Annotated in this window: 17 protein-coding genes; 16 read left to right on the forward strand and 1 reads right to left on the reverse strand. The window is 36.5% G+C overall.

Translation table 11 applies throughout. From position 1 onward, the window contains the following. Positions 1 to 95 precede the first annotated feature (95 nt). From coaBC to N0K73_RS04805, 9 genes are all read left to right on the forward strand, one after another. On the forward strand, positions 96 to 1,298 hold the full coding sequence (coaBC, locus tag N0K73_RS04765; RefSeq protein ID WP_112249707.1) for a bifunctional phosphopantothenoylcysteine decarboxylase/phosphopantothenate--cysteine ligase CoaBC: 1,203 nt from the start codon (positions 96 to 98) through the stop codon (positions 1,296 to 1,298). A 30-nt stretch (positions 1,299 to 1,328) separates the two neighbouring features. Then, positions 1,329 to 3,755 carry a primosomal protein N' gene (gene priA / locus N0K73_RS04770; RefSeq protein ID WP_112249709.1) on the forward strand — a complete coding sequence of 809 codons (2,427 nt, stop codon included), beginning with the start codon at positions 1,329 to 1,331 and terminating at the stop codon, positions 3,753 to 3,755. Positions 3,756 to 3,769: 14 nt separating this feature from the next. Further along, on the forward strand, positions 3,770 to 4,717 hold the full coding sequence (gene fmt, locus N0K73_RS04775; protein ID WP_112249712.1) for a methionyl-tRNA formyltransferase: 948 nt from the start codon (positions 3,770 to 3,772) through the stop codon (positions 4,715 to 4,717). Further along, complete coding sequence (gene rsmB / locus N0K73_RS04780) at positions 4,714 to 6,066, forward strand: 16S rRNA (cytosine(967)-C(5))-methyltransferase RsmB (protein WP_112249714.1); 1,353 nt, start codon at positions 4,714 to 4,716, stop codon at positions 6,064 to 6,066. Before fmt ends, rsmB begins: the two co-directional genes overlap by 4 nt. A 15-nt stretch (positions 6,067 to 6,081) precedes the next feature. Then, positions 6,082 to 6,828 (forward strand): Stp1/IreP family PP2C-type Ser/Thr phosphatase, encoded by a 747-nt coding sequence (locus tag N0K73_RS04785; RefSeq protein ID WP_112249716.1) that lies wholly within the window; start codon positions 6,082 to 6,084, stop codon positions 6,826 to 6,828. After that, positions 6,825 to 8,819: a Stk1 family PASTA domain-containing Ser/Thr kinase gene (pknB, locus tag N0K73_RS04790; RefSeq protein WP_112249718.1), complete on the forward strand. Its 1,995-nt coding sequence runs from the start codon at positions 6,825 to 6,827 to the stop codon at positions 8,817 to 8,819. The genes N0K73_RS04785 and pknB overlap by 4 nt, the downstream gene beginning before the upstream one ends. Before the next feature lie 102 nt (positions 8,820 to 8,921). Next, the gene (rsgA, locus tag N0K73_RS04795; protein ID WP_057973451.1) at positions 8,922 to 9,809 is read left to right on the forward strand and encodes a ribosome small subunit-dependent GTPase A; all 888 of its coding nucleotides are present in this window, start codon (positions 8,922 to 8,924) and stop codon (positions 9,807 to 9,809) included. Between the two features lie 10 nt (positions 9,810 to 9,819). Further along, the gene (gene rpe / locus N0K73_RS04800; protein WP_057973452.1) at positions 9,820 to 10,470 is read left to right on the forward strand and encodes a ribulose-phosphate 3-epimerase; all 651 of its coding nucleotides are present in this window, start codon (positions 9,820 to 9,822) and stop codon (positions 10,468 to 10,470) included. Beyond that, positions 10,467 to 11,120: a thiamine diphosphokinase gene (locus N0K73_RS04805; protein WP_112249720.1), complete on the forward strand. Its 654-nt coding sequence runs from the start codon at positions 10,467 to 10,469 to the stop codon at positions 11,118 to 11,120. The genes rpe and N0K73_RS04805 overlap by 4 nt, the downstream gene beginning before the upstream one ends. 46 nt (positions 11,121 to 11,166) lie before the next feature. Here the strand turns inward: N0K73_RS04805 and rpmB are convergent, their stop codons facing one another. After that, positions 11,167 to 11,352, reverse strand: coding sequence for a 50S ribosomal protein L28 (gene rpmB, locus N0K73_RS04810; protein WP_057973454.1), 186 nt, complete (start codon positions 11,350 to 11,352; stop codon positions 11,167 to 11,169). A 239-nt stretch (positions 11,353 to 11,591) separates the two neighbouring features. Here rpmB and N0K73_RS04815 point away from each other — a divergent pair, with 239 nt between their 5' ends. The 7 genes from N0K73_RS04815 (at position 11,592) to smc (ending at position 21,517) form a co-directional block, all read left to right on the forward strand. Continuing rightward, positions 11,592 to 11,954: an Asp23/Gls24 family envelope stress response protein gene (locus N0K73_RS04815; protein WP_057973455.1), complete on the forward strand. Its 363-nt coding sequence runs from the start codon at positions 11,592 to 11,594 to the stop codon at positions 11,952 to 11,954. 39 nt (positions 11,955 to 11,993) lie between these two features. Continuing rightward, the gene (locus N0K73_RS04820; RefSeq protein WP_112249722.1) at positions 11,994 to 13,676 is read left to right on the forward strand and encodes a DAK2 domain-containing protein; all 1,683 of its coding nucleotides are present in this window, start codon (positions 11,994 to 11,996) and stop codon (positions 13,674 to 13,676) included. 76 nt (positions 13,677 to 13,752) lie between these two features. Then, on the forward strand, positions 13,753 to 15,786 hold the full coding sequence (recG, locus tag N0K73_RS04825) for an ATP-dependent DNA helicase RecG (RefSeq protein WP_112249724.1): 2,034 nt from the start codon (positions 13,753 to 13,755) through the stop codon (positions 15,784 to 15,786). Positions 15,787 to 15,810: 24 nt separating this feature from the next. Then, positions 15,811 to 16,821, forward strand: coding sequence for a phosphate acyltransferase PlsX (plsX, locus tag N0K73_RS04830; RefSeq protein WP_112249730.1), 1,011 nt, complete (start codon positions 15,811 to 15,813; stop codon positions 16,819 to 16,821). A gap of 60 nt (positions 16,822 to 16,881) precedes the next feature. Next, complete coding sequence (acpP, locus tag N0K73_RS04835) at positions 16,882 to 17,124, forward strand: acyl carrier protein (RefSeq protein ID WP_057973459.1); 243 nt, start codon at positions 16,882 to 16,884, stop codon at positions 17,122 to 17,124. A gap of 145 nt (positions 17,125 to 17,269) precedes the next feature. After that, a complete protein-coding gene (gene rnc, locus N0K73_RS04840) occupies positions 17,270 to 17,962 on the forward strand; it encodes a ribonuclease III (RefSeq protein WP_057973460.1) in 693 nt (230 codons plus the stop codon). Positions 17,963 to 17,986: 24 nt separating this feature from the next. Continuing rightward, on the forward strand, positions 17,987 to 21,517 hold the full coding sequence (gene smc / locus N0K73_RS04845; RefSeq protein ID WP_112249738.1) for a chromosome segregation protein SMC: 3,531 nt from the start codon (positions 17,987 to 17,989) through the stop codon (positions 21,515 to 21,517). Positions 21,518 to 21,530: the final 13 nt, after the last annotated feature.

A 21,530-nucleotide genomic window follows, 5' to 3' on the forward strand; every position in this document is an offset into this window, starting at 1 on the left:
AGTTAAGACAAGCTAATTGTCCTAGCTCCTATTTTATTTCGTAGAAAATTGATACAATAGAAACTAATATAAATTCGATATGGGGGTAACATGAAATGACATTAGAAAATAAAAAAATCGGTCTTATTGTAACGGGCGGTATTGCGGCATATAAAAGTTTAGGGTTAGTTCGATCGATGATTAAACAAGGTGCAGAAGTCAGAGTTGTCATGACGAATGCGGCTACTAAGTTTGTGACGCCGTTAAGTTTCGAAATATTAAGTAAAAATAATGTGTTAACCGACCTCTTTTCAGAAAAAGAATCTGAACATGTTGCCCATATTGAATTTGCGGATTGGGCAGACTTATTGGTTGTAGCACCAGCAACAGCAAATATGATTGCTAAGATGGCCAATGGAATTGCGGATGATTTCGCGTCAACGACGCTATTAGCAACTGAGGCGCCTAAAGTTGTTGTGCCTGCAATGAATGAACACATGCTAATGAATCCAGCCATGCAACGCAATCTTAGATTATTAGAACAAGATAGTGTTCAGGTTATTGAACCAGAGACTGGATTCTTAGCGGAAGGTTATTCAGGTAAGGGCCGATTCCCAGAATTGGAGACAATCATGGCGGTTGTTAATGCTAATTTTAGCGACAAAGATAAACCATTAAAAGGTAAAAATATTTTAGTTACTGCCGGTGGTACTCAGGAAAGAATTGACCCAGTTCGGTTTATTGGTAATGACTCTTCAGGTAAGATGGGGTTCGCGATTGCTATTGAAGCTCAAAAATTGGGCGCTAACGTTACCTTAGTTAGTGGCGTAAGTAAATTACCAGATCCAGTTGGTATCACAACTATTCGGGTTAAAACTGCCATAGAATTATCTGAAGCAATTACTCGCCACTTCGCTGAACAAAATATTTTAATTATGGCAGCTGCGGTTTCAGATTATCGGGTTCAGAACGTAGCGGACCAGAAAATTAAAAAAGACGAAGATACGTTAACACTAACCTTGGAAAAAAATCCAGATATTTTAAAACAGTTAGGTAAGATTAAGCAAAATCAATATTTAGTTGGATTTGCAGCTGAAACTCAAAACGGATTAATAAATGCGCAAGAAAAATTAGAAAAGAAAAATTTAAATTTATTAGTATTAAATGATGTCTCGAATGCCGCAATTGGTTTTAATAGTAATGAAAACGAAGTGACGTTACTTAGACCGCAGATGGAAAATATTTTTATCAAGCAAACAAGTAAAAAACAAATTGCCAGGGAGTTACTCAATGTTGTTATTAGTGATTTAAAAAAATAAGCAGTTAATTAAAAGAAAGGAGGTTTTGGTATGACACAGTTCGCAAAAATTATTGTTGATGTTCCTACGATGCAAACGGACCAGCCATATACCTATTCAATTCCTGAGTTATTAACGCATCAGATTGAAATTGGTATGCGTGTTGTTGTTCCGTTTGGTAATGGAAAACGACTTGTTCAAGGATTTGTAATTGAAATTATTGATAACAATCAGTTTGATGGCGACGTGAAGGCCATTCAATCAGTTGTAGATCTCAAACCTGTTGTGAATACCGAACTATTAGATTTATCCGCATGGATAGCTAATGAAACCTTCTCATTTCGAATTACTGCCTTACAAATGGTATTGCCAAGTGTTATGCGTGCCACGTATAAAAAAAGAATTCAGTTAATTGACGAAATAGATGAGAGTCTACAAGATAAATTATTTCAAGGTAACGATTCGATTGAATTTGATTCAGAACGCATGGGTGCGGAATTAATGAAAGAGTTGTTGCAACTTACGAAAGCTGGAAAAGCTGAACTAATTTATGAAGTTGGCAACAAAGCAAAGTTTAAGATGCAACTTTCTATTCAACCCGAACTTGGATTTGAAGCTTATGAAGACATTAAAAGTGGCTTACGTAAAAATGCTAAACAACAGTATTTATTAGTTAATTATCTCCAGTCGTTAACGGAATCTGAAAATAAGTTGGTACCACAAAAACAGGTTGTTAAAGAAATGGGTATCACAACAGCAACAATCACGTCTGGGGCAAAAAATGGCTGGCTCAAAAAAATTGAGACAGAAGTTTACCGAGATCCTTATAAAGATACAGTTATTGAATCAACTGGTATGCAGAAACTGACGCCTAATCAAGATATTGCAGTAACAGCTGTTGATGAGGCAATTAAAAATGAAATAAATAAAACTTTCTTACTTCAAGGGGTCACCGGTAGTGGTAAAACGGAAGTTTATTTACAGACTATTGCGAAGGCATTGGAACTTGGTAAAACGGCGTTAATGCTTGTTCCGGAAATTGCGCTGACACCGCAAATGGTGAAACGAGTCAAGTCTCGTTTTGGTGATTTGGTTGCTGTTTTGCACAGTGGACTGTCTGATGGTGAACGATATGATGAGTGGCGCCGAATTGAACGTAAAGAGGCCCAAGTTGTTGTTGGTGCGCGCTCAGCTGTTTTTGCGCCTCTAGATAATATTGGCATTATTATTGTGGATGAAGAACATGAATCAAGTTACAAACAAGAAGAGACACCAAGATATCATGCAAGGGATATTGTTCTTTGGAGAAGTCAGAGACACCATTGTCCCGTAATATTAGGAAGTGCAACACCGTCACTCGAATCTCGTGCTAGAGCTCAAAAGGGTGTGTACGAGTGGCTACAATTACCACAACGTATTAATGGTCAACCGATGCCTGAAGTGACGCTAGTCGATATGAGAGAAGAAATGAAAAATACGGGTGAAAGTAATTTTTCTGAACCACTTAGGAATGAAATTACCAAACGACTTGAAAAAAAAGAACAAACGGTTCTAATGTTAAATCGTCGTGGATTTTCATCTTTTGTTATGTGCAGAGATTGCGGATTTGTTTTACCTTGTCCTAACTGTGATACCTCTTTGACATTGCATATGGATACGCATACGATGAAATGTCATTATTGTGGTCATGAGGAGGGAATTCCTAAGATTTGCCCCAATTGTCATAGCCGTAAAATAAGATATTATGGTACGGGTACACAAAAAGTTGAAGAAGAACTCAAAACCTTATATCCAGAAGCTAGAATTTTACGAATGGATGTCGATACAACACGTAAAAAAGGCGCCCATGAGAAAATTCTGGCTAAATTTGGTGCTAAAGAAGCCGATATTCTATTAGGAACACAAATGATTGCAAAAGGGCTCGATTTTCCTGATGTAACGTTGGTTGGCGTGTTAAATGCTGATACGGCACTCAGTCTACCGGATTTCAGGTCAAGTGAACGAACCTTCCAATTATTAACGCAGGTGAGTGGTCGGGCAGGTCGGGCTGATAAGGAAGGGCAGGTCGTTGTTCAAACCTTTAATCCGGATCATTATGCCATTCAATATGCTAAACATCATGATTATGAATCGTTCTACAGAAAAGAAATGGCTGTCCGGCACATGGAAAATTATCCGCCATATTACTACACCATCCAGCTTACTGCGAGCTACACGGATGAAGCGGGAGCGGCTAAGAAAATGTTGGAGGCCGTTCAGTTTTTGAAACCGGCGTTGTCGGATAAAGCGATTATTCTTGGTCCGACGCCAAAATCAATTATGCGAGTTAATAATCGATTTTATTATCAAGTCGTTATTAAATATAAATCAGAGGAACAGTTAAAAGAACGATTAAGAGAATTAATGACAAAATCACAAGCCGAAGTTCGTAAAGGCTTAAGATTAACAATTGATTCTGAACCAGTAAACTTTATTTAGGTTAAGGAGAAACTATGACGTCAATTGTATTTATGGGAACACCAGAATTTTCAGCACCAATTTTAGAAAGCTTAATAGAAAATGGGTACGACGTGAAAGCTGTTATGACTCAACCGGATCGGATGGTTGGTCGTAAACGGGTTTTGACTCAGTCACCAGTGAAGCAAGTAGCAGTTAAACACGGTATTAAAGTGTTACAGCCAGAAAAATTAAGTGGTAGTGACGAAATGGCCGAAGTTATTGCGATGAAACCAGACTTTTTAGTAACAGCAGCATTTGGACAATTTTTACCAACAAAATTATTAGCGGCTGCTCAAATTGGTGCCATTAATGTCCATGGGTCACTATTACCTAAATATCGCGGAGGCGCACCTATTCAATATGCTATTATGAATGGTGAGCAAGAAACAGGTATCACTATTATTTACATGGTTAAACAAATGGATGCGGGAAATATTATTAGTCGTCGAGCTATCAAAATTGAAGATAATGATGATTCTGGTTCAATGTTTGAAAAATTAAGTTTATTGGGTAAAGAGTTACTTTTAGAAGCATTACCAAAATTGATTAATGGGACGAGCGAGTCGATACCACAAAACGAAGATGAGGTTACTTTCTCTCCTACAATTAAACCAGAAGAAGAGGCACTTGATTTCACAAAGACGGCTAAAGAAATTGACTGGAAAATTCGTAGTTTAAGACCAGTACCTGGCGCATATACGATTTTGAAAGGTAAAAGAACTAAATTTTGGGATGTTACTGTTTTAGACGAAAAAACTGAATTAGCAGCTGGACAAGTCGTTGAAGTAGCTAAGAAATTACTCAAAATCGCGTGTGGTAATGGAACAGTGTTAGCAGTCAACGAACTCCAACCTAATGGTAAATCGAAACAAACCATTGTTGACTATCTAAATGGTAGTGGACAAGGAATAAAAGAAGGACAACAGGTGATTGATGTATGAAAACTGATTTAAAAACAACGCCCCGATTCTTAGCAGTTGATCTTTTAACGAGAGTTGCTAAACAAGGAACATATTCGAATATTGCATTGAATCAAGTAATCAAAAATAATCATATGGAAGTTCGCGATGCGCATTTATTAACACAACTGGTTTATGGCGTTATCCAGAGACGACTAACCTTGGAATACTGGTTGGCACCATTTGTTAAGAATCCTGCAAAAATGGATAATTGGGTTCAAGAATTATTATTGAGTGCCATTTATCAAATGCATTACCTCGATAAAATTCCAACTCGAGCAATTTTTAATGAATCAATTGAAATTGCAAAGAGAAAAGGTCATGCGGGAACACGTAAATTCGTAACGGGTGTTTTACATGCCATTGAACGCGAAGGTATTCGTCCAATTTCTGACATTAAAGATGACATTGAACGTTTAAGTATCGAAAGCAGTACGCCCGTTTGGTTAGTTAATGAATTAATTAAACAAGTTGGGTTAGAGAAAACGACTCATATGTTGGCTTCAATTAATGAGGCACCTGATCAATCTGTCAGAGTGAATACAACTAAAGCGACAGTTGAAGAAGTGATTGAAAAAATGGAAGCAGAAGGCTTTGACGTTAAACGCAGTCAGGTTTCACCAGTTGGCTTATTAGTGACTAATGGATTTGCTCCCGACAGTGGCGTGTATCACGATGGCTTAATCACAATTCAAGATGAAAGTGCAATGTTAGTTGCTGACGCAATGAATATTCAACCGGGCGATAAAGTTTTGGATGCCTGTGCTGCACCTGGTGGAAAAACAACGCATATTGCGTCATTTTTAGATGAATCTCTATTTGGAGAAGTTGTTGGATTAGACATTCATGCGCATAAAGTTAAATTAATTGGTGATAATGCCAGACGATTAGGTTTGTCTAGTGTTGTAGAAGAAATGGTTTTAGATGCACGTTTAATTTCGGAAGAATTTGATAATGAGTATTTTGATTCTATTCTTGTTGATGCACCTTGCTCCGGAATTGGTTTATTACGTCGTAAACCGGAGATTAAATATGAGAAGACATTGGCTGATTCAAATAATCTACAAAAAATTCAATTAGCTATTTTAGACAAAGTGGCACCAACTTTAAAGAACGGTGGTCGTTTAACTTACAGTACATGTACTATTTTGGATATTGAAAATAAAGATGTTGTTAAACAATTTGTTGAAACACATCCTGAATTCATAGTGATTGAAACGCCAACGGCTTTAGCGTTGAAGGAAGATCGAGACGACAAAGAATTAACCATTTATCCGGATGACTATCATTCAGATGGTTTCTTCATTACATGTTTAGAAAAACAACTTTAAATTCGAGGTGTAAGTATGAAGGTTGCCTATCAAACAGATGTAGGTAGTGTTAGAGAAAATAACGAGGACTATGTTGGCGTTTTTAAAAACAAGAGTGATATTTCTTTCGTGATGGTCGCAGATGGTATTGGCGGGCATTTGGGCGGAGATGTTGCTTCGAAAATGGCCGTTTCACACATGGGATTTCGGTTTGAGGAAACAGACTTTGGTGAACCTAGTGACGCGATTAAATGGATCACCAAAGAAGTAGAGATGGAAAATAAAAAGATTATTGAAAAATCTAATCAATATGAAGATCTTTCTGGTATGGGGACAACGATGGTATGTGCCATCTTTTTTGAGGACAAGTTTATTGTTGCCAACATTGGAGATAGTAGGGGTTATCTATTGCGTGCTGGACAGTTTTACCAATTAACTGAAGACCACTCACTAGTTAACGAATTAATTAAACGCGGGGAACTATCAGCGGAAGATGCTAAAAATTATCCTCAAAAAAATATGATTACGAGAAGTCTAGGGATTTCTTCAGATGCTGATGCTGACATTGCGGTTAATGATTCTGAACCGGGTGACTTATTAGTTTTATGTACGGATGGCCTGACCAATATGGTTTCTGACAGTGAGATGAAAGCCGTTTTGGAAAATCCAAAAAGTCTTGAAGAAAAATGTGAAGAACTTATTCAAATGGCAAACAAAGCAGGTGGATTAGACAACATTACAGTTCTCCTAGTTAATGATAATCGACGGAGGACGGCAAAATGAAACCTGACATGATATTTAATGAGCGCTACAGAATAATTAAATCGCTGGGCGAAGGCGGTATGGCAAACGTTTATCTTGCAACTGATTTAATATTAGATCGACCAGTAGCAGTAAAGGTTTTACGAGTTGATTTGAGGGATGATCAAGATACCATCCGTCGTTTTAAACGAGAAGCTTTGGCGACAACTGAATTAGTCCATCCTAATATTGTGAGCGTCTATGATGTTGGTGAAGTTGATGGATTCCAGTATATGGTGATGGAATATGTGGCGGGATACGATTTGAAAACGTATATCACAAAACAATTTCCAATTCCATACCAAGTCGTTATTGATATTATGACTCAAATATTATCGGCTGTTGAAGTGGCGCATGATCATAATATTATTCATCGTGATTTAAAACCACAAAACATTTTAATTGATGAGGAAGGTAATGCTAAAATTACCGATTTCGGAATTGCGGTGGCGCTAGCTGATCATTCCTTGACGCAAACGAACACCTTATTAGGTTCTGTTCACTATTTATCACCAGAGCAAGCCAGAGGTAGCATGGCAACGAAACGTTCTGATATTTATTCACTTGGTATCATTTTGTATGAAATGTTAACCGGAAAGGTTCCTTTTGAAGGTGAGACAGCCGTTTCGATTGCCTTGAAGCATTTCCAAAGTGAAGTTCCTTCCGTTCGTGAATTTGATCCTAATATTCCACAATCACTTGAAAATATAGTCCTACAAGCAACAAGTAAGGTCCCACAAGATAGATTTCAGTCTGCTGAAGAGATGTCAATTGCGTTAAGTAAATCTTTATCGCAAAAGAATGCAGAAAAATGGTATCCTGAAGTATTAGTTAGTGGTGAAACAAAGGTATTACCGGTACTTGATAAAAACGCTGCGGGAGCAATAAACGCGGCTAAAGAACCGGAAGTAACAATAGATAAAAAGAAGAAAATGAGTCGCCGAAAAAAATGGACTATTGGCGTTATTATGGTTGCTTTACTGATGCTTATTGTCGGTGGCGTTGCCATTGCCACCAGTTCACCAAAAGAAGTTAAAGTGCCCGATTTAAGTGGGATGACAATTAGCGAAGCCAAATCAAGTTTGGCAGATAAAAATTTAAAATTAGGTAAAGTTACTCGAACTAACAGCGAAACTGTTTCTAGTGGGGATATTATTAACTCCGCGCCTAAAAAGAATGAAACAATTCGCGAAGAAAATAAAGTTGATGTGATTGTGTCAAAAGGAAAGTCTAAAATTACGGTGGAAAATTATGTTGGTAGTACCTATTCCGACGTTAAATCAACACTGGAAAAAGATGGATTTACTGTTGAGAAAGAGACACAACACTCAGACTCCGTAACTGAAAATGAAATTATGGAACAAGATATTTCGGCAGGCGATAAAGTGGTACCAAGTGATACCGTGATAACGTTAACCGTTAGTTCAGGGCCTGAAATGTTTACACTTAGAGATTTATCTGGTTACACGACAAAAAGTGTTCAAGATTACGCTACTGAAATTGGTGCTAGATTGTCAATTAGTGAGGCTTATTCAAACTCAGTTGAAAAGGGTCAGGTTGTCAAACAATCTCCGAGTGCTGGTTCGAATATGTCTAAAGGTGGTAGTCTATCTGTCACTATCTCTAAAGGAAAAAAAGAGACAACGGATGAATTTACAAGAACTGTAACGGTTCCATTTAAATCAATGGTTATGGAAAGCTCAAGCTCATCCGACAAAGACAAAGAGGATTCGTCAGATGAGAGTTCAAACTCCAGCTCGAGTTCTTCAGAATCAAAAATAGATGAAAATGTTATTGAAGTCTATATTGAAGATAAGACACATAGTATTGATACCCTGTATGAACGAAAAACAATTACAAAAGATACTGATTTTAAGTTATCATTTATTGTAGATTCTGGTAAATCAGGTAAGTATAAAATTTTACGTGATGATAAAGTAATTGCGGAAAATGGTAATGTCACTAAGAATTAAATAAAAGATGTGGTAAAATTAGGTAGAAGGTAACTTTTTACCTAATTTTTTAGTTAGCAATATAAAACGATTACATTATGTTGTCTAGAGGAGGTTGATTTATTGGTAACAGGTCAGATTAGACAATCGCTAAGTGGATTTTATGACGTTGATGTTGACGGTGAAACTTATCGAACAAGAGCTCGAGGTAATTTTAGAAATTCAAATCAGGCTCCGTTAGTTGGCGATTGGGTTGACTTTAAAGCTGAAAATAAAAAAGAAGGCTACATTCTTAGTATTCATGAACGGGAGAACAGTTTGATTCGTCCACCCGTTGCTAATATTGATGAAGCAATTGTTGTGACATCGTGTGTTGAACCAGCATTTTCGAGTAATTTGTTAGATAGACAACTAATTATGTTGGAATCGCACCATGTTAGACCCGTTTTATACTTTTCAAAGGGTGATCTTATTCCCGAGGGAAAAGTGACAGAATTAAGTGACATTATTGAAGCATATGGCAAGATTTACCCGACATTCTTTCCTTTTGGTGAAAATGAGGATGATGTGGTTAAATCGTTACAAGATACTTTTCCAGGTAAAATCGCAGTTGTGATGGGGCAGACTGGGGCCGGTAAATCAACATTATTAAATAAGATTATGCCGGAACTAGAATTGCAGACGGCTGAAATATCAAAGGCGTTACATCGTGGGAAGCATACAACGCGTAAAGTAACCTTGATGCCTATTGCCGGTGGATTGATTGCTGATACACCAGGATTTTCATCTTTTGACTTGTTTGATATGTCAAAAGAAGAACTACCAAAATTATTTCCAGAATTAAATGAATTATCCGTGGGCTGCAAGTTCAGAGGCTGCCTGCACATTAAAGAACCTAAATGTGCAGTTAAGGCAGCGCTAGAGCAAGGAGAAATACTAGAAAGTCGTTATAAAAACTATTTACAATTCAATCAATTAATTGTTGATCAAAAACCAAACTATAAGAAATGAGATGACCAAAATGAAATTATCACCTTCGATTTTAAGCGCTAATTTTGCAAATTTGGAAAAGGATATTAAGGTAGTCGATCAAGCAGGAGCAGAGTACCTACATATTGATATTATGGATGGTCACTTTGTGCCTAACTTAACTTTTGGCGCAAACGTGGTTGAAGCAATTCGCCCATTAACAAAAATGGTTTTAGACTGTCATTTGATGGTTGAAAACCCAGAAACATATATTGAAGAATTTGCTAAAGCGGGTGCTGATATTATTGGTGTCCATGTTGAAGCAACAGCACATATTTTTGGTGTAATTCAACAAATTAAAAAACTAGGCGTTAAAGCCGAAGTTGTGATTAACCCAGGAACGTCATTAGAAACGATTAAACAAGTTTTACCACTTGTTGATCAAGTCCTTATAATGACCGTTAACCCTGGATTTGGTGGTCAATCGTTTATTCCAGAAATGAAACGTAAAATTGATCAATTAGACCGCATTAAACAAGTTCAAAATTATGATTTTGATATTGAAGTTGATGGCGGCATTAACGACCAAACGATTAAAGAATGTCTTGAAAGTGGTGCAACGGTTGCAGTTGCCGGATCATATATTTACAATAGTGACAACCCAACTGAACAAATTAATAAGTTAAGAGAATCAACAAAATGATCCTCAATATCTTGGTTGGTGGACCTAAGGAACAGTGGCCGGACGAATTGGTTGCCGGAAATATTCAGGGTCCATGGATAGGTGTCGATCGGGGTGCGTTAAGATTAGTTCAATTAGGAATTACACCAGAGTTGTCAATTGGTGACTTTGATTCAATGACTGAATCTGAATTTAAATTAGTGACACAACACAGTAGGCATACTAAAACGGCTAACCCTGAAAAGGATGATACGGATACGGAATTGGCTTTGAGAGAAGCTATTGCGAATTTTAAGTTTGATACCGTTATGATTTATGGTGCGACGGGTGGTCGAATTGATCATTTATTGGCCAATCTATTTTTTATCTTTAGAGAACCGTTTAACACGATGTTTGAAAAAATATGGTTAGTTGATAAACAGAATTCAATTCGTTTTTTTAAACCAGGAAGTTACCATTTGGTGAAGGAAGACGGGAAAAAATATCTTGCTTTTATTCCGTTAACTCAGGTGACCCATTTAAGCCTAATAGATGAAAAATATACGTTGAATAAAATTGATTTTGTATACCCGGTCTCGTTAGCAAGTAACGAATTTATGGGGAATACAGGTGAATTTAGTTTTAAATCAGGAGTTGTTGCGGTTATTCAAAGTCGCGATGATGAAAAATAGGGCAAAAAAAAAGACTTAGCATAATGCTGAGTCTTTTTAAATTGAATTAAACACGAGTAACTTTACCTGACTTCAAAGCGCGAGCAGATACATAAACTCTTTTAGGTTTACCATCAACTAAGATGCGAACTTTTTGTAAATTAGGTTTCCAGCTACGGTTTGTTTGGTTCAATGCATGAGAACGTTTCTTACCGAAAGTAGTCTTACGTCCTGTAATAAAATCTTTTGCCATATTCATATCCTCCTCTGCAATTCACTTAAAAAGCAAAGCTATGCTTACTTACCTAAACAAAAATATCATATTTAACCATATAATGCAATACTTTTCTTTCAAGTAAATTTGCTTGACAGCTTGAAATTCCCACGTGTCGGGGAATTGGATTTACTTGGCTGCTATTTTTCTTTTATTCTATCATATCCTATGATAAAATACTCTTATTGATTGTGTGAAAATATAAGGAGGCTATTCTTATGGCTGTTAAGATCAAAACGCAATTTGGTACGATTGATATTGATAATGAAGTTATTGCGACAGTTGTTGGCGGTGCCGCAACTGAAATTTTTGGTATTGTCGGAATGGCAAGTAAAAACCAAATCCGTGACAATGTAAATGAAATTTTAAGAAGAGATAATTATTCTAGGGGTGTTGTTGTTCGTCAAGAAGATAATGGTGTTGCTATTGATGTTTACATTATTGTCGGCTACGGCACAAAAATATCTGAAGTTTGTCGTAATGTCCAAGAAAAAGTGAAATACAATTTAGAAACGATGCTAGGTGTATCTGCTAATTCAGTAAACGTGTTAGTACAGGGCGTTCGCGTACTAGGCGATTAGTAACCAGCTATTTTAGTAGTGACCGAGGAGGAAGACGAAGTGACTGTAACAGAAATTACGGACCAAGAATTCAGACAAATGGTCCAAATTAGTTCACAACGATTGGCTAAAAATGCCGAATTTATTAACTCATTAAACGTATTTCCAGTGCCAGATGGGGATACAGGTACTAATATGAACCTTTCATTTGCAAGTGGTGCAAAATATGTTCAAGATTCACCTTCTGAACATGTTGGGGAATTATCTTCAATTTTAGCTAAAGGTTTGTTAATGGGCGCTCGAGGTAATTCGGGTGTTATTTTATCACAAATTTTTAGAGGTTTTTACAAGCGAATTGAATCTAAAGAGGTCTTAACTGCTGCTGATTTAGCAGACGCTCTAACAGGTGGGGTAGAAGTTGCCTACAAAGCTGTTATGAAACCAACTGAGGGAACTATCCTGACGGTTGCCAGAGAAGCTGCTAAGGCGGCAAATAAAGCCGTTTCTGAAAGTGACGATGTTATTGTCGTTATGGAAGCAACTTATGAGGCAGCTAAGAAGGCCTTAGCAACAACACCCGATTTATTACCTGTTTTAAAAGAAGTCGGCGTTGTTGATTCGGGTGGTCAAGGATTAACATTCGTTTATGAAGGTTTTTATGATGCATTAACTGGTAAGGAAACAGTTAGCGAAGAATATAAGCCAAACGAAAAAGAGATGGACGAAATGGTTAATGCTAGTCACCATCAAAGTGTCCAAAGTCAATTAAGTACTGAAGACATTCAGTTTGGTTACTGTACGGAAATTATGCTTAAATTAGGTGCTGGTCGTCTAGTTGATCAAAAATTTGATTATGATGAATTTAGAAATCATTTAAGTGAAATTGGTGACTCGCTTCTCGTTGTTGCTGATGACGAAGTTGTTAAAGTGCATGTTCATACGGAAAATCCCGGTGAAGTAATGACTTATGGCCAACATTATGGCTCATTAATTAAAGTTAAAGTTGATAATATGCGTCAACAACACGAAACAATCTTGGAAAATGACGAAGAAGAAGCCGAAGCAGCTGATGCAAGTGTGGAACCTAGCGAAATCGCAGTTATTTCAATTTCATCAGGTGCCGGTGTTGCAACGTTATTTAAGAGTTTAGGTGTTTCTTACATCTTAAGTGGTGGACAAACAATGAATCCAAGTACGGAAGATATTGTTAAAGCCATTGAAGCAACTAAAGCTAAAAATGTTATTATTCTTCCTAATAATAAAAATATTTTCCTAGCTGCTGAACAAGCTGTTGAAGTATCAGCAGTTCCCGCAGTTGTTGTACCAAGTCGTACAATTGCTCAAGGAATGACGGCAATGCTTGGATTTAATATTGATAGTACATTAGAAGAAAATAAAGAAGTTATGATTGAAAACTTGGATACAGTAACTTCTGGACAAGTAACAATTGCTGTGCGTGATACAACGATTGAAGGCGTTGAAATTAAAAAAGACAACTATATGGGGATCATTGATGGCAGCATCAAAGTAACTGATAATGATCGTAAAAAAGTTGCCATCGAAATGACTAAGGAAATGTTGGATGAAGACAGTGAAATCATTACAATTATTGTAGGTGAAGACGGTTCCGAAGCTGAGGCTAAAGAAATCGAAGCGGCTATTTACGAAATTGATGAAGATTTAGAAGTTGAAATCCATGAAGGAAACCAACCGGTTTATCCTTATTTAATTTCGGTTGAATAAAATAACATAAAATAAAGGCGGGATGAGGCTATGTTCTCTCCTTTTTTTTATATTCTGAGGAAAGTGAGGTATCAAAATGACATCATTAGATGATTCGGTTGGGGTCTTAACGGGTGTTGGACCTAAAAAATTAACGGCACTTAACCAGTTAGGTATTAATACTATTGAAGATTTATTAACGTTTTACCCTTATCGATATGATGATTTAAAAGCGAAAAAGTTATCCGAGATTACGGACCAAGAAAAAGTGACATTAAAGGGCACTGTTTCTTCTGAGCCCGTTTTAGTTAGATTTGGTCAGAAAAGAAATCTGTTAAATGTTCGTCTACTAGTTGATGACGGCAATATAACTGTTAGTTTCTTTAATCAACCTTTTCTGCAGAAGCAATTTGAGATTGGTAAGGAAGTTGCCGTGTACGGTAAGTGGGACGATAAGCGAAAAAGTTTGTCTGGAATGAAATTATTAACTAAACAAACCGATGATGGGTTAGCTGCAATTTACCGGTCATCTAAGGATATTCACCAAACGGCAATTCGACAATTAATTACCCAGGCGTTTGAACAATATGCCGATGAAGTCGGCTCGTTTTTACCAACAGAATTAATTCAGAAGTACCGTTTAGTAAATCGTAAAATGATGCTGCATGATGTTCATTTTCCAAAGGATGAAAAAAATTTTCATGAAGCGAAACGAACGGCTATTTTTGAAGAGTTCTTTTTATTCCAGTTAAAATTACAATATGTAAAAAAGACTGATACTAAAAATTATGGAATTAAAATTAATTATCAAAATAATGAACTAAAAAAATTTATTCAAACATTGCCTTTTGAGTTAACTGCCGCCCAAAAAAGGGTAGTTAATGAAATTTGTGCTGACATGAAGCAACCGATTCATATGAATCGCTTGCTTCAAGGAGATGTTGGATCGGGTAAAACAATCGTGGCAGCAATAGTCATGTACGCTGCCATAACTGCCGGTTATCAAGCTGTCTTAATGGCCCCAACTGAGATCTTAGCCGAACAACATGCCAATAATATGGCGACTTTATTTGCAGACTTTCCAGTGAACGTTGCGCTCTTAACAGGGTCAATGAAGGTGAAGGCTAGACGTGAGTTATTAGCCCATCTCGAGTCAGGTGAAGTGAACTTGATTGTTGGAACACATGCCATCATCCAACCGGATGTCTCATTTAAACGTGTTGGGTTGGTAATTACTGATGAACAACATCGATTCGGTGTGAATCAACGACGTATTTTAAGAGAAAAAGGTGCCGAACCAGACGTTTTAGCAATGACGGCTACGCCAATTCCGAGAACGCTCGCAATCACCGCTTACGGCGAAATGGATGTCTCCACGATTAATGAATTACCCGCGGGACGTCAGCCGATTACGACATCATGGTTAAAAAGCTCCCAGGTGGGAAAAGGCATTGATTTAATTAAAGAACAGTTGGCTCAGGGATCACAGGCCTACATTATTACGCCATTAATTGACGAATCAGAAACTTTGGATTTAAAGAATGCGTTAGCTTTATATGAGAATATGAAAGAAATATTTGAACCAAAATATAAAGTTGGCCTGTTACATGGTAAAATGAAGAATGATGAAAAAGACCAAATGATGGCTGACTTTAAGGCGAATAAGTATCAAGCTTTAGTGTCAACAACGGTTATCGAAGTCGGCGTTGATGTTCCTAATGCGACTGTCATGATGATTTATAATGCGGAAAGATTCGGGTTAGCACAATTACATCAATTACGAGGACGAGTTGGTCGAGGAAAAAAAGCGTCGTACTGTGTTTTAATTGCGGATCCAAAGAACGAATTTGGTATTCAAAGAATGCAAATTATGACAGAAACAACAGACGGTTTTGTGATTTCTCAAAAAGATTTAGAGTTGAGGGGCGCTGGGGACGTATTGGGTCGTAAGCAGTCGGGTATTCCTGAATTTAAAATTGGTGACCCGATTGGTGACATTAATGCTTTACAAGTCGCTCAACAAGAAGCACATGAAATTGTATTTCGGGATGATTTTGAAAATAATCCCGAATTTAAACCATTGAATGATTACTTAAGAGAACACCAAAATACGGATTTAAAATTCGATTAAATAAGTTAGGAGAATAAGATAATTATGAAATTAGCAGTTGATGCAATGGGTGGCGATTTTGCACCTCGATCAGTCGTTGAGGGTGTTGAACGCGCTAGAAATGATGATAACACGATTCAATTTACATTGTATGGGGATGAAAAAAGAATTCGTGAATTTTTGAACGATGATACAAACATTGCAATAGTGCATACTGACGAAGAAATCGACGGGAACGATGAACCAGTTAAGGCAATTCGTTCGAAAAAAAAAGCGTCAATGGTTCTAGCAGCTCAATCCGTTAAAGATGGCGAAAATGATGCCATTTTCTCATGTGGAAATACGGGAGCATTACTTGCCGCAGGTCTTTTTGTAATCGGCCGAATTAAAGGTATTTCACGACCTGGCTTAATGGCAACACTACCTGTTATGTCTAATGATGGAACTGTTAACTTATTAGATGCTGGTGCAAATGCAGAGAGTAAACCTGAACATTTACATCAATATGCTGTATTGGGAAATTACTACGCTAAAAATGTTCGTCATATTGAAAAGCCTAAGATTGGTCTTTTAAATAATGGTTCTGAACCTCATAAGGGTAATAAAGTGACGCAAGAAGCATACCAATTACTATTGAATGATCCCGAAATAAATTTCGTGGGTAATATTGAATCTAATGATTTACTTTCTAGTAAAGCTGATATTATCGTTTCTGATGGTTTTACTGGTAATGCCGTTTTGAAATCAGTTGAGGGAACGGCATTAGGGATGTTTTCTTTATTAAAAAGTGCCATCATGAATGGTGGGCTACGTGCTAAAATAGGTGCGCTTTTATTAAAACCAAGTTTGAAACAATTGAAAAATAAAATGGATTCACCAAAGTATGGCGGTGCCGTTTTATTAGGAGTCAAAGCACCCGTTGTGAAGGCCCATGGTTCAAGTAAAGCTGAGTCAATTTATTACACTATTAAACAAACCAACGATATGGTAAGCGCAAATATGGTTCCCAATATTGTTGACTATTTTGAAAAAGAGACTGATAAAACGCAAAATTAACTAGACATTTCTCTGAAAAATGGTTAAAATTACGTCATGATTTAAAAGGAGGTTATTAGAATGACAGAAGAAGAAATTTTTGAAAAGATTGCTAAAATCATTGAAGAACATTTTGATTTACCAACGGAAAAGATTACGCCTGATTTAGACTTTAAAAAAGATTTGGATGCAGATTCAATAGATGTTGTTGAATTTGTTTTAGAACTTGAAGATACATTTGGCGCAGAAATTTCTGATGAAGATGCAGAAAGTTTGGTAACCATCGGAGACGTTGTTACTTTCATCAAAGCTAACTTAAAATAATTATTAAAATTAATAAATTGAATAGGTTTGTAAAAGCGTCGAGGCAATTCAGTTTGCCAGCGCTTTTTTGCGTATTAAGTACCCTTTAATTCATAAAACGGGTATAATTGTAGGAGCGTTAATGATAATAAATGGAGGATAATAAATGATAAAAGGACTAAACGAAATGTTGGAAGAAGATTTTGGTATTAAATTTACGAATGTGGCTTTGTTGGACGAAGCATTTACACAGGCATCGTATGTAAACGAGCATCCAAAAGAAAATTTAAAATTTTATGAACGAATTGAATTTTTAGGGGATGCTGTTTTACAGTTAACGGTTTCAGAATACTTATATCAAAGATACACGATGCTACCACAAGGCAAATTAACGCGTTTGAGAGCCGCAATGGTTTGTGAAGAGAGTTTCAGTGCATTTGCTAAAGAATGTCGCTTTGATGAATTTATTCGCTTAGGTAAAGGTGAGGAAAAAGCGAATGCGCGTCAAAGACCTGCATTATTGTGTGATATTTTTGAATCTTTTGTAGGAGCGCTTTATCAAGATCAGGGCAAATTAGCCGTCGAAACATTTATCAGGAAAGTTATTTTTCCTAAATTAGATTTGGGATGGTTTGATCACGTTATGGATTATAAAACGTCGCTACAAGAGTTTTTACAAAAAGATGGTGATATCGTGATTACGTACGATGTCGTTGATGACCTTGGACCGGAACATGACAGACAATATGTGATGACTGTTAGTGCTGATGGCAAGATTATCGGACAGGGTGCTGGACACTCTAAGAAAGTTGCGGAACAACAAGCAGCAAGTAATGCATTGGGGTTACTAAGAAAGTAAAAATGTTCAGGGGGTCAGTAATAAATGAAATTAGAGTCTTTAGTCATTGATGGGTTTAAATCATTTGCAGACAAAACAACAATTGAATTTAAAGATGGGATGACTGGCGTCGTTGGCCCTAATGGTAGTGGTAAAAGTAATATTATTGAAGCTATTCGTTGGGTACTTGGTGAACAATCGGCAAAAAATTTACGTGGGAGTAAAATGCCGGACGTCATTTTTGCAGGGTCAACAAACCGAGTATCGATTAACCGTGCCGAGGTTAGCATTACTTTCGATAACTCTGATTTTTATATTCAAGATAATCCCGAAAAAATAACCGTTACCCGACGGTTATTTAGAGATGGCACTAGTGAATTTATGATTAATCAAAGACAGTGTCGACTTAAGGACATTACGAACCTGTTTATGGATACCGGTCTTGGAAAAGAATCATTTTCGATCATTTCTCAAGGTCGAGTTGCCGAAATTTTTAATAGTAAACCTGAAGATAGACGCTCAATTATTGAAGAAGTTGCGGGCGTTTTAAAATATAAACAAGAAAAACATGTTGCTGTGCGACAGTTAGAAGAAACAAAGGGACATTTGGACCGAGTTTCTGATATTATATTTGAACTCAAAGGTCAATTGGATCCGTTACGTGAGCAAAGTAGTCTGGCAAAAGATTATGTGGCCCAAAAAAAGCAATTTGATGAATTAGAACTCAGCCGGTTAGTGAAATCTATTAAAAGACAATCATTACAAAAAGAGTCTGTGGTATCGTCGTTAGATAAGTTAATTAAAATGGACGGCGATTTTAAAATTAAAGTAACGATAAAAGAACAAGAAGTAACTAAACATCGAACTGAACTAGAAAAGATTGAAAATTTGATTGATCAAACTCAAAATGAATTACTAGATTTAACAATCAATAAGGAACGTTTAACGGGACAAAGTAATGTCTCCACTCAAAAAAAAGATTTTGAAAAACAAAAAATAACGGAATTAAAGAATGAGCAAGAGACGTTGGCTAGCCAAATTAAGTTAAAACAAGAAGCGTTAGCGAATATGAATAAACAATTATTGGTATTGCAACAAAATATTACGGATGAAGAAGTGGTTATCAGTTCAATTGATAACGAATTATCTAATATTGCTGTGTCCGGCGAAGACAACTTAAAGAACTTAGAGAACAATGCTAATGAAGCCATTCAACAGCGAACACGACTACAAAGTGAAAATGAGTTTTTACAAAAATTAATAAAGACCAATATAATCACAGATGAACAGCCGTTAATTAACGAGCAAAATCAGTTAAACCAATTACAAAATGATTTTTCGATTAAAAAAACTAAATTTGATTTGGTCGCTGGTAATCTAGCTAACGAGGAACAAAGAATAGCTGGGTTAAAAGCCAATTTAAAAGTTGATGTTGAAACCTATGAAAGTCAACAGCGTAATTGGTTTGAGGCGTCCAATATACTACAACAAGCGAAAAATAAAAAAGATAATTTACAGTCAATTCAAAATAGTTATAACGGTTACTATCAAGGTGTTAAAGAAATTTTAAAAGAAAAGGATCAGTTTCCTGGGTTGTATGGTTCTGTTGCCGAATTAATGACAGTGCCAAAAAAAATTAATACGGCGATTGAAACGGCGTTGGGTGCACAATTGCAACAAGTTGTTGTCCAAGATGAGACCGTTGCTAAAAGTGCAATTAAGTTTTTAACTCAAAAAAATTACGGACGGGCAACGTTCTTACCAATATCAGTTATTAAAAGTCGGGTTTTGAGTAGCACCCAACGTTCTGTTTTAAGTCATGCTGGTGTAATTGGTGTTGCCGCTGAGTTAGTTCAGGTTGATTCTCGATTCTCTGAGGTTAACAGTTACTTGTTAGGAAGTACGATTATTGTTCAAAATATGGATGCTGCAATTACGGTTAGCCGTTTGTTGAGCCATCGAATTAAGGTTGTTACACTTACCGGAGAAGTAATGAATGCTGGTGGGTCAATGACTGGTGGTAAGCAACAACGAACCGGTGGCTTATTAAATCAAAAACAAGCCATTGTACAGCTGGATGATAGTATCCAAAAAATGCAACGAGAATTGGATACTCGTGAGATTCAAGGTAACCAGACAAGAGTGGCCATTGAAAATCAAAAACAGACTATTGAGTCGATTGAGCTATTGATTGTCGATTTGAAAAACCAGTATCAAGAGACGCAGACGCAATTAACAACGGGTCGTTTAACTTTAGAGCAACAAGAATTAATGATGACTGAAAAAAGTAATACGTTGAAAGAAAATCAAACTAATCAAATTAATAATGAACAAAAATATAAAGTTAACACAGAAAAAATAACTGATTTGACGCAACAAATTGAGACAGTAAACACCGAAATTACTGAAATTAATTTGAGGTTAAAAAATGCTGGACAGTTTGAAAAACAGCAACAGGTAAAAAAACAAAATCATCGTGAGAGTTTACTTGTTTTTCAAGAGCAATTAAAACAACAAAATGGGCACGTTACTCAATTAAATACTGAAATTAAACGTTTAATACAAGAACGGGCGTCAATTAAAGAACGCTACCAAGAACTAATTAAACGGACCGAAAACGGCCAGATGCAAGAAAGTGAAATTCAAGAAAAAATTCAAGAATTTCAAAAGAAAATGGATCAATCTAACCAAAACCTGATTGATTTTAAACAAAAACGTTCTGAGATTAATCAAGTTTTAACCGAAGAAAATGAACATTTATCGCGTATTTCTGAATTACAGAGAAATGTTATTGCTGATAAGGTAAAAACTGAAAATCAGCAACAACAACTTGATGACTCACTTGATACGTCTTTAAATAAGTTAAATAGCGAGTTTCAGAAAACTTTTGAGGAAGCGGCAAAATCAGAAAGTAATCAGACCTTTGAAACTATCTTACTACAACAAAAATTATTGAAAAAAGGGTTAAAAGAAATTGGTAATGTTAATGTCGCATCAATTGATGAGTTTGAAAGAGTTAATGAGCGTTATTCATTTTTATTGGCGCAACAAACAGACTTATTAGAAGCTGATGAACAATTGAAAAAAACGATGTTTGATATGGATACGGAAGTTGAAAAACGATTTAAAAATAGTTTTGATGATATTTCAAAGGCATTTGAGGCTATTTTTCCGGTTATGTTTGGTGGCGGTAAAGCGCAGCTTCAATTAACCAATCCGGATAATCTTCTGACAACCGGGATTGATATTTTGGCTCAACCACCTGGTAAGAAAGTCCAAAGTTTAAGTTTACTTTCTGGTGGCGAGCAGGCACTAACGGCAATAACGTTATTATTTGCTATTTTAAAAGTTAAACCGGTTCCTTTTTGTATTTTAGATGAGGCTGAAGCGGCACTTGATGATGCTAACGTCGCCCGATTTGCGAGTTATTTAAAATCCTTTCATCAAGAAACGCAATTCATTGTGATTACTCATCGAAATGGAACGATGGTCGAAGCAAATACGCTGTATGGTGTCACCATGCAGGAATCGGGTATATCTAAGATGGTTTCGGTATCATTAGATAATGCGGTTTGATATACTACCAAAA

The organism is Dellaglioa algida (genome assembly GCF_030127605.1).
Classification (GTDB): Bacteria; Bacillota; Bacilli; order Lactobacillales; family Lactobacillaceae; genus Dellaglioa; species Dellaglioa algida.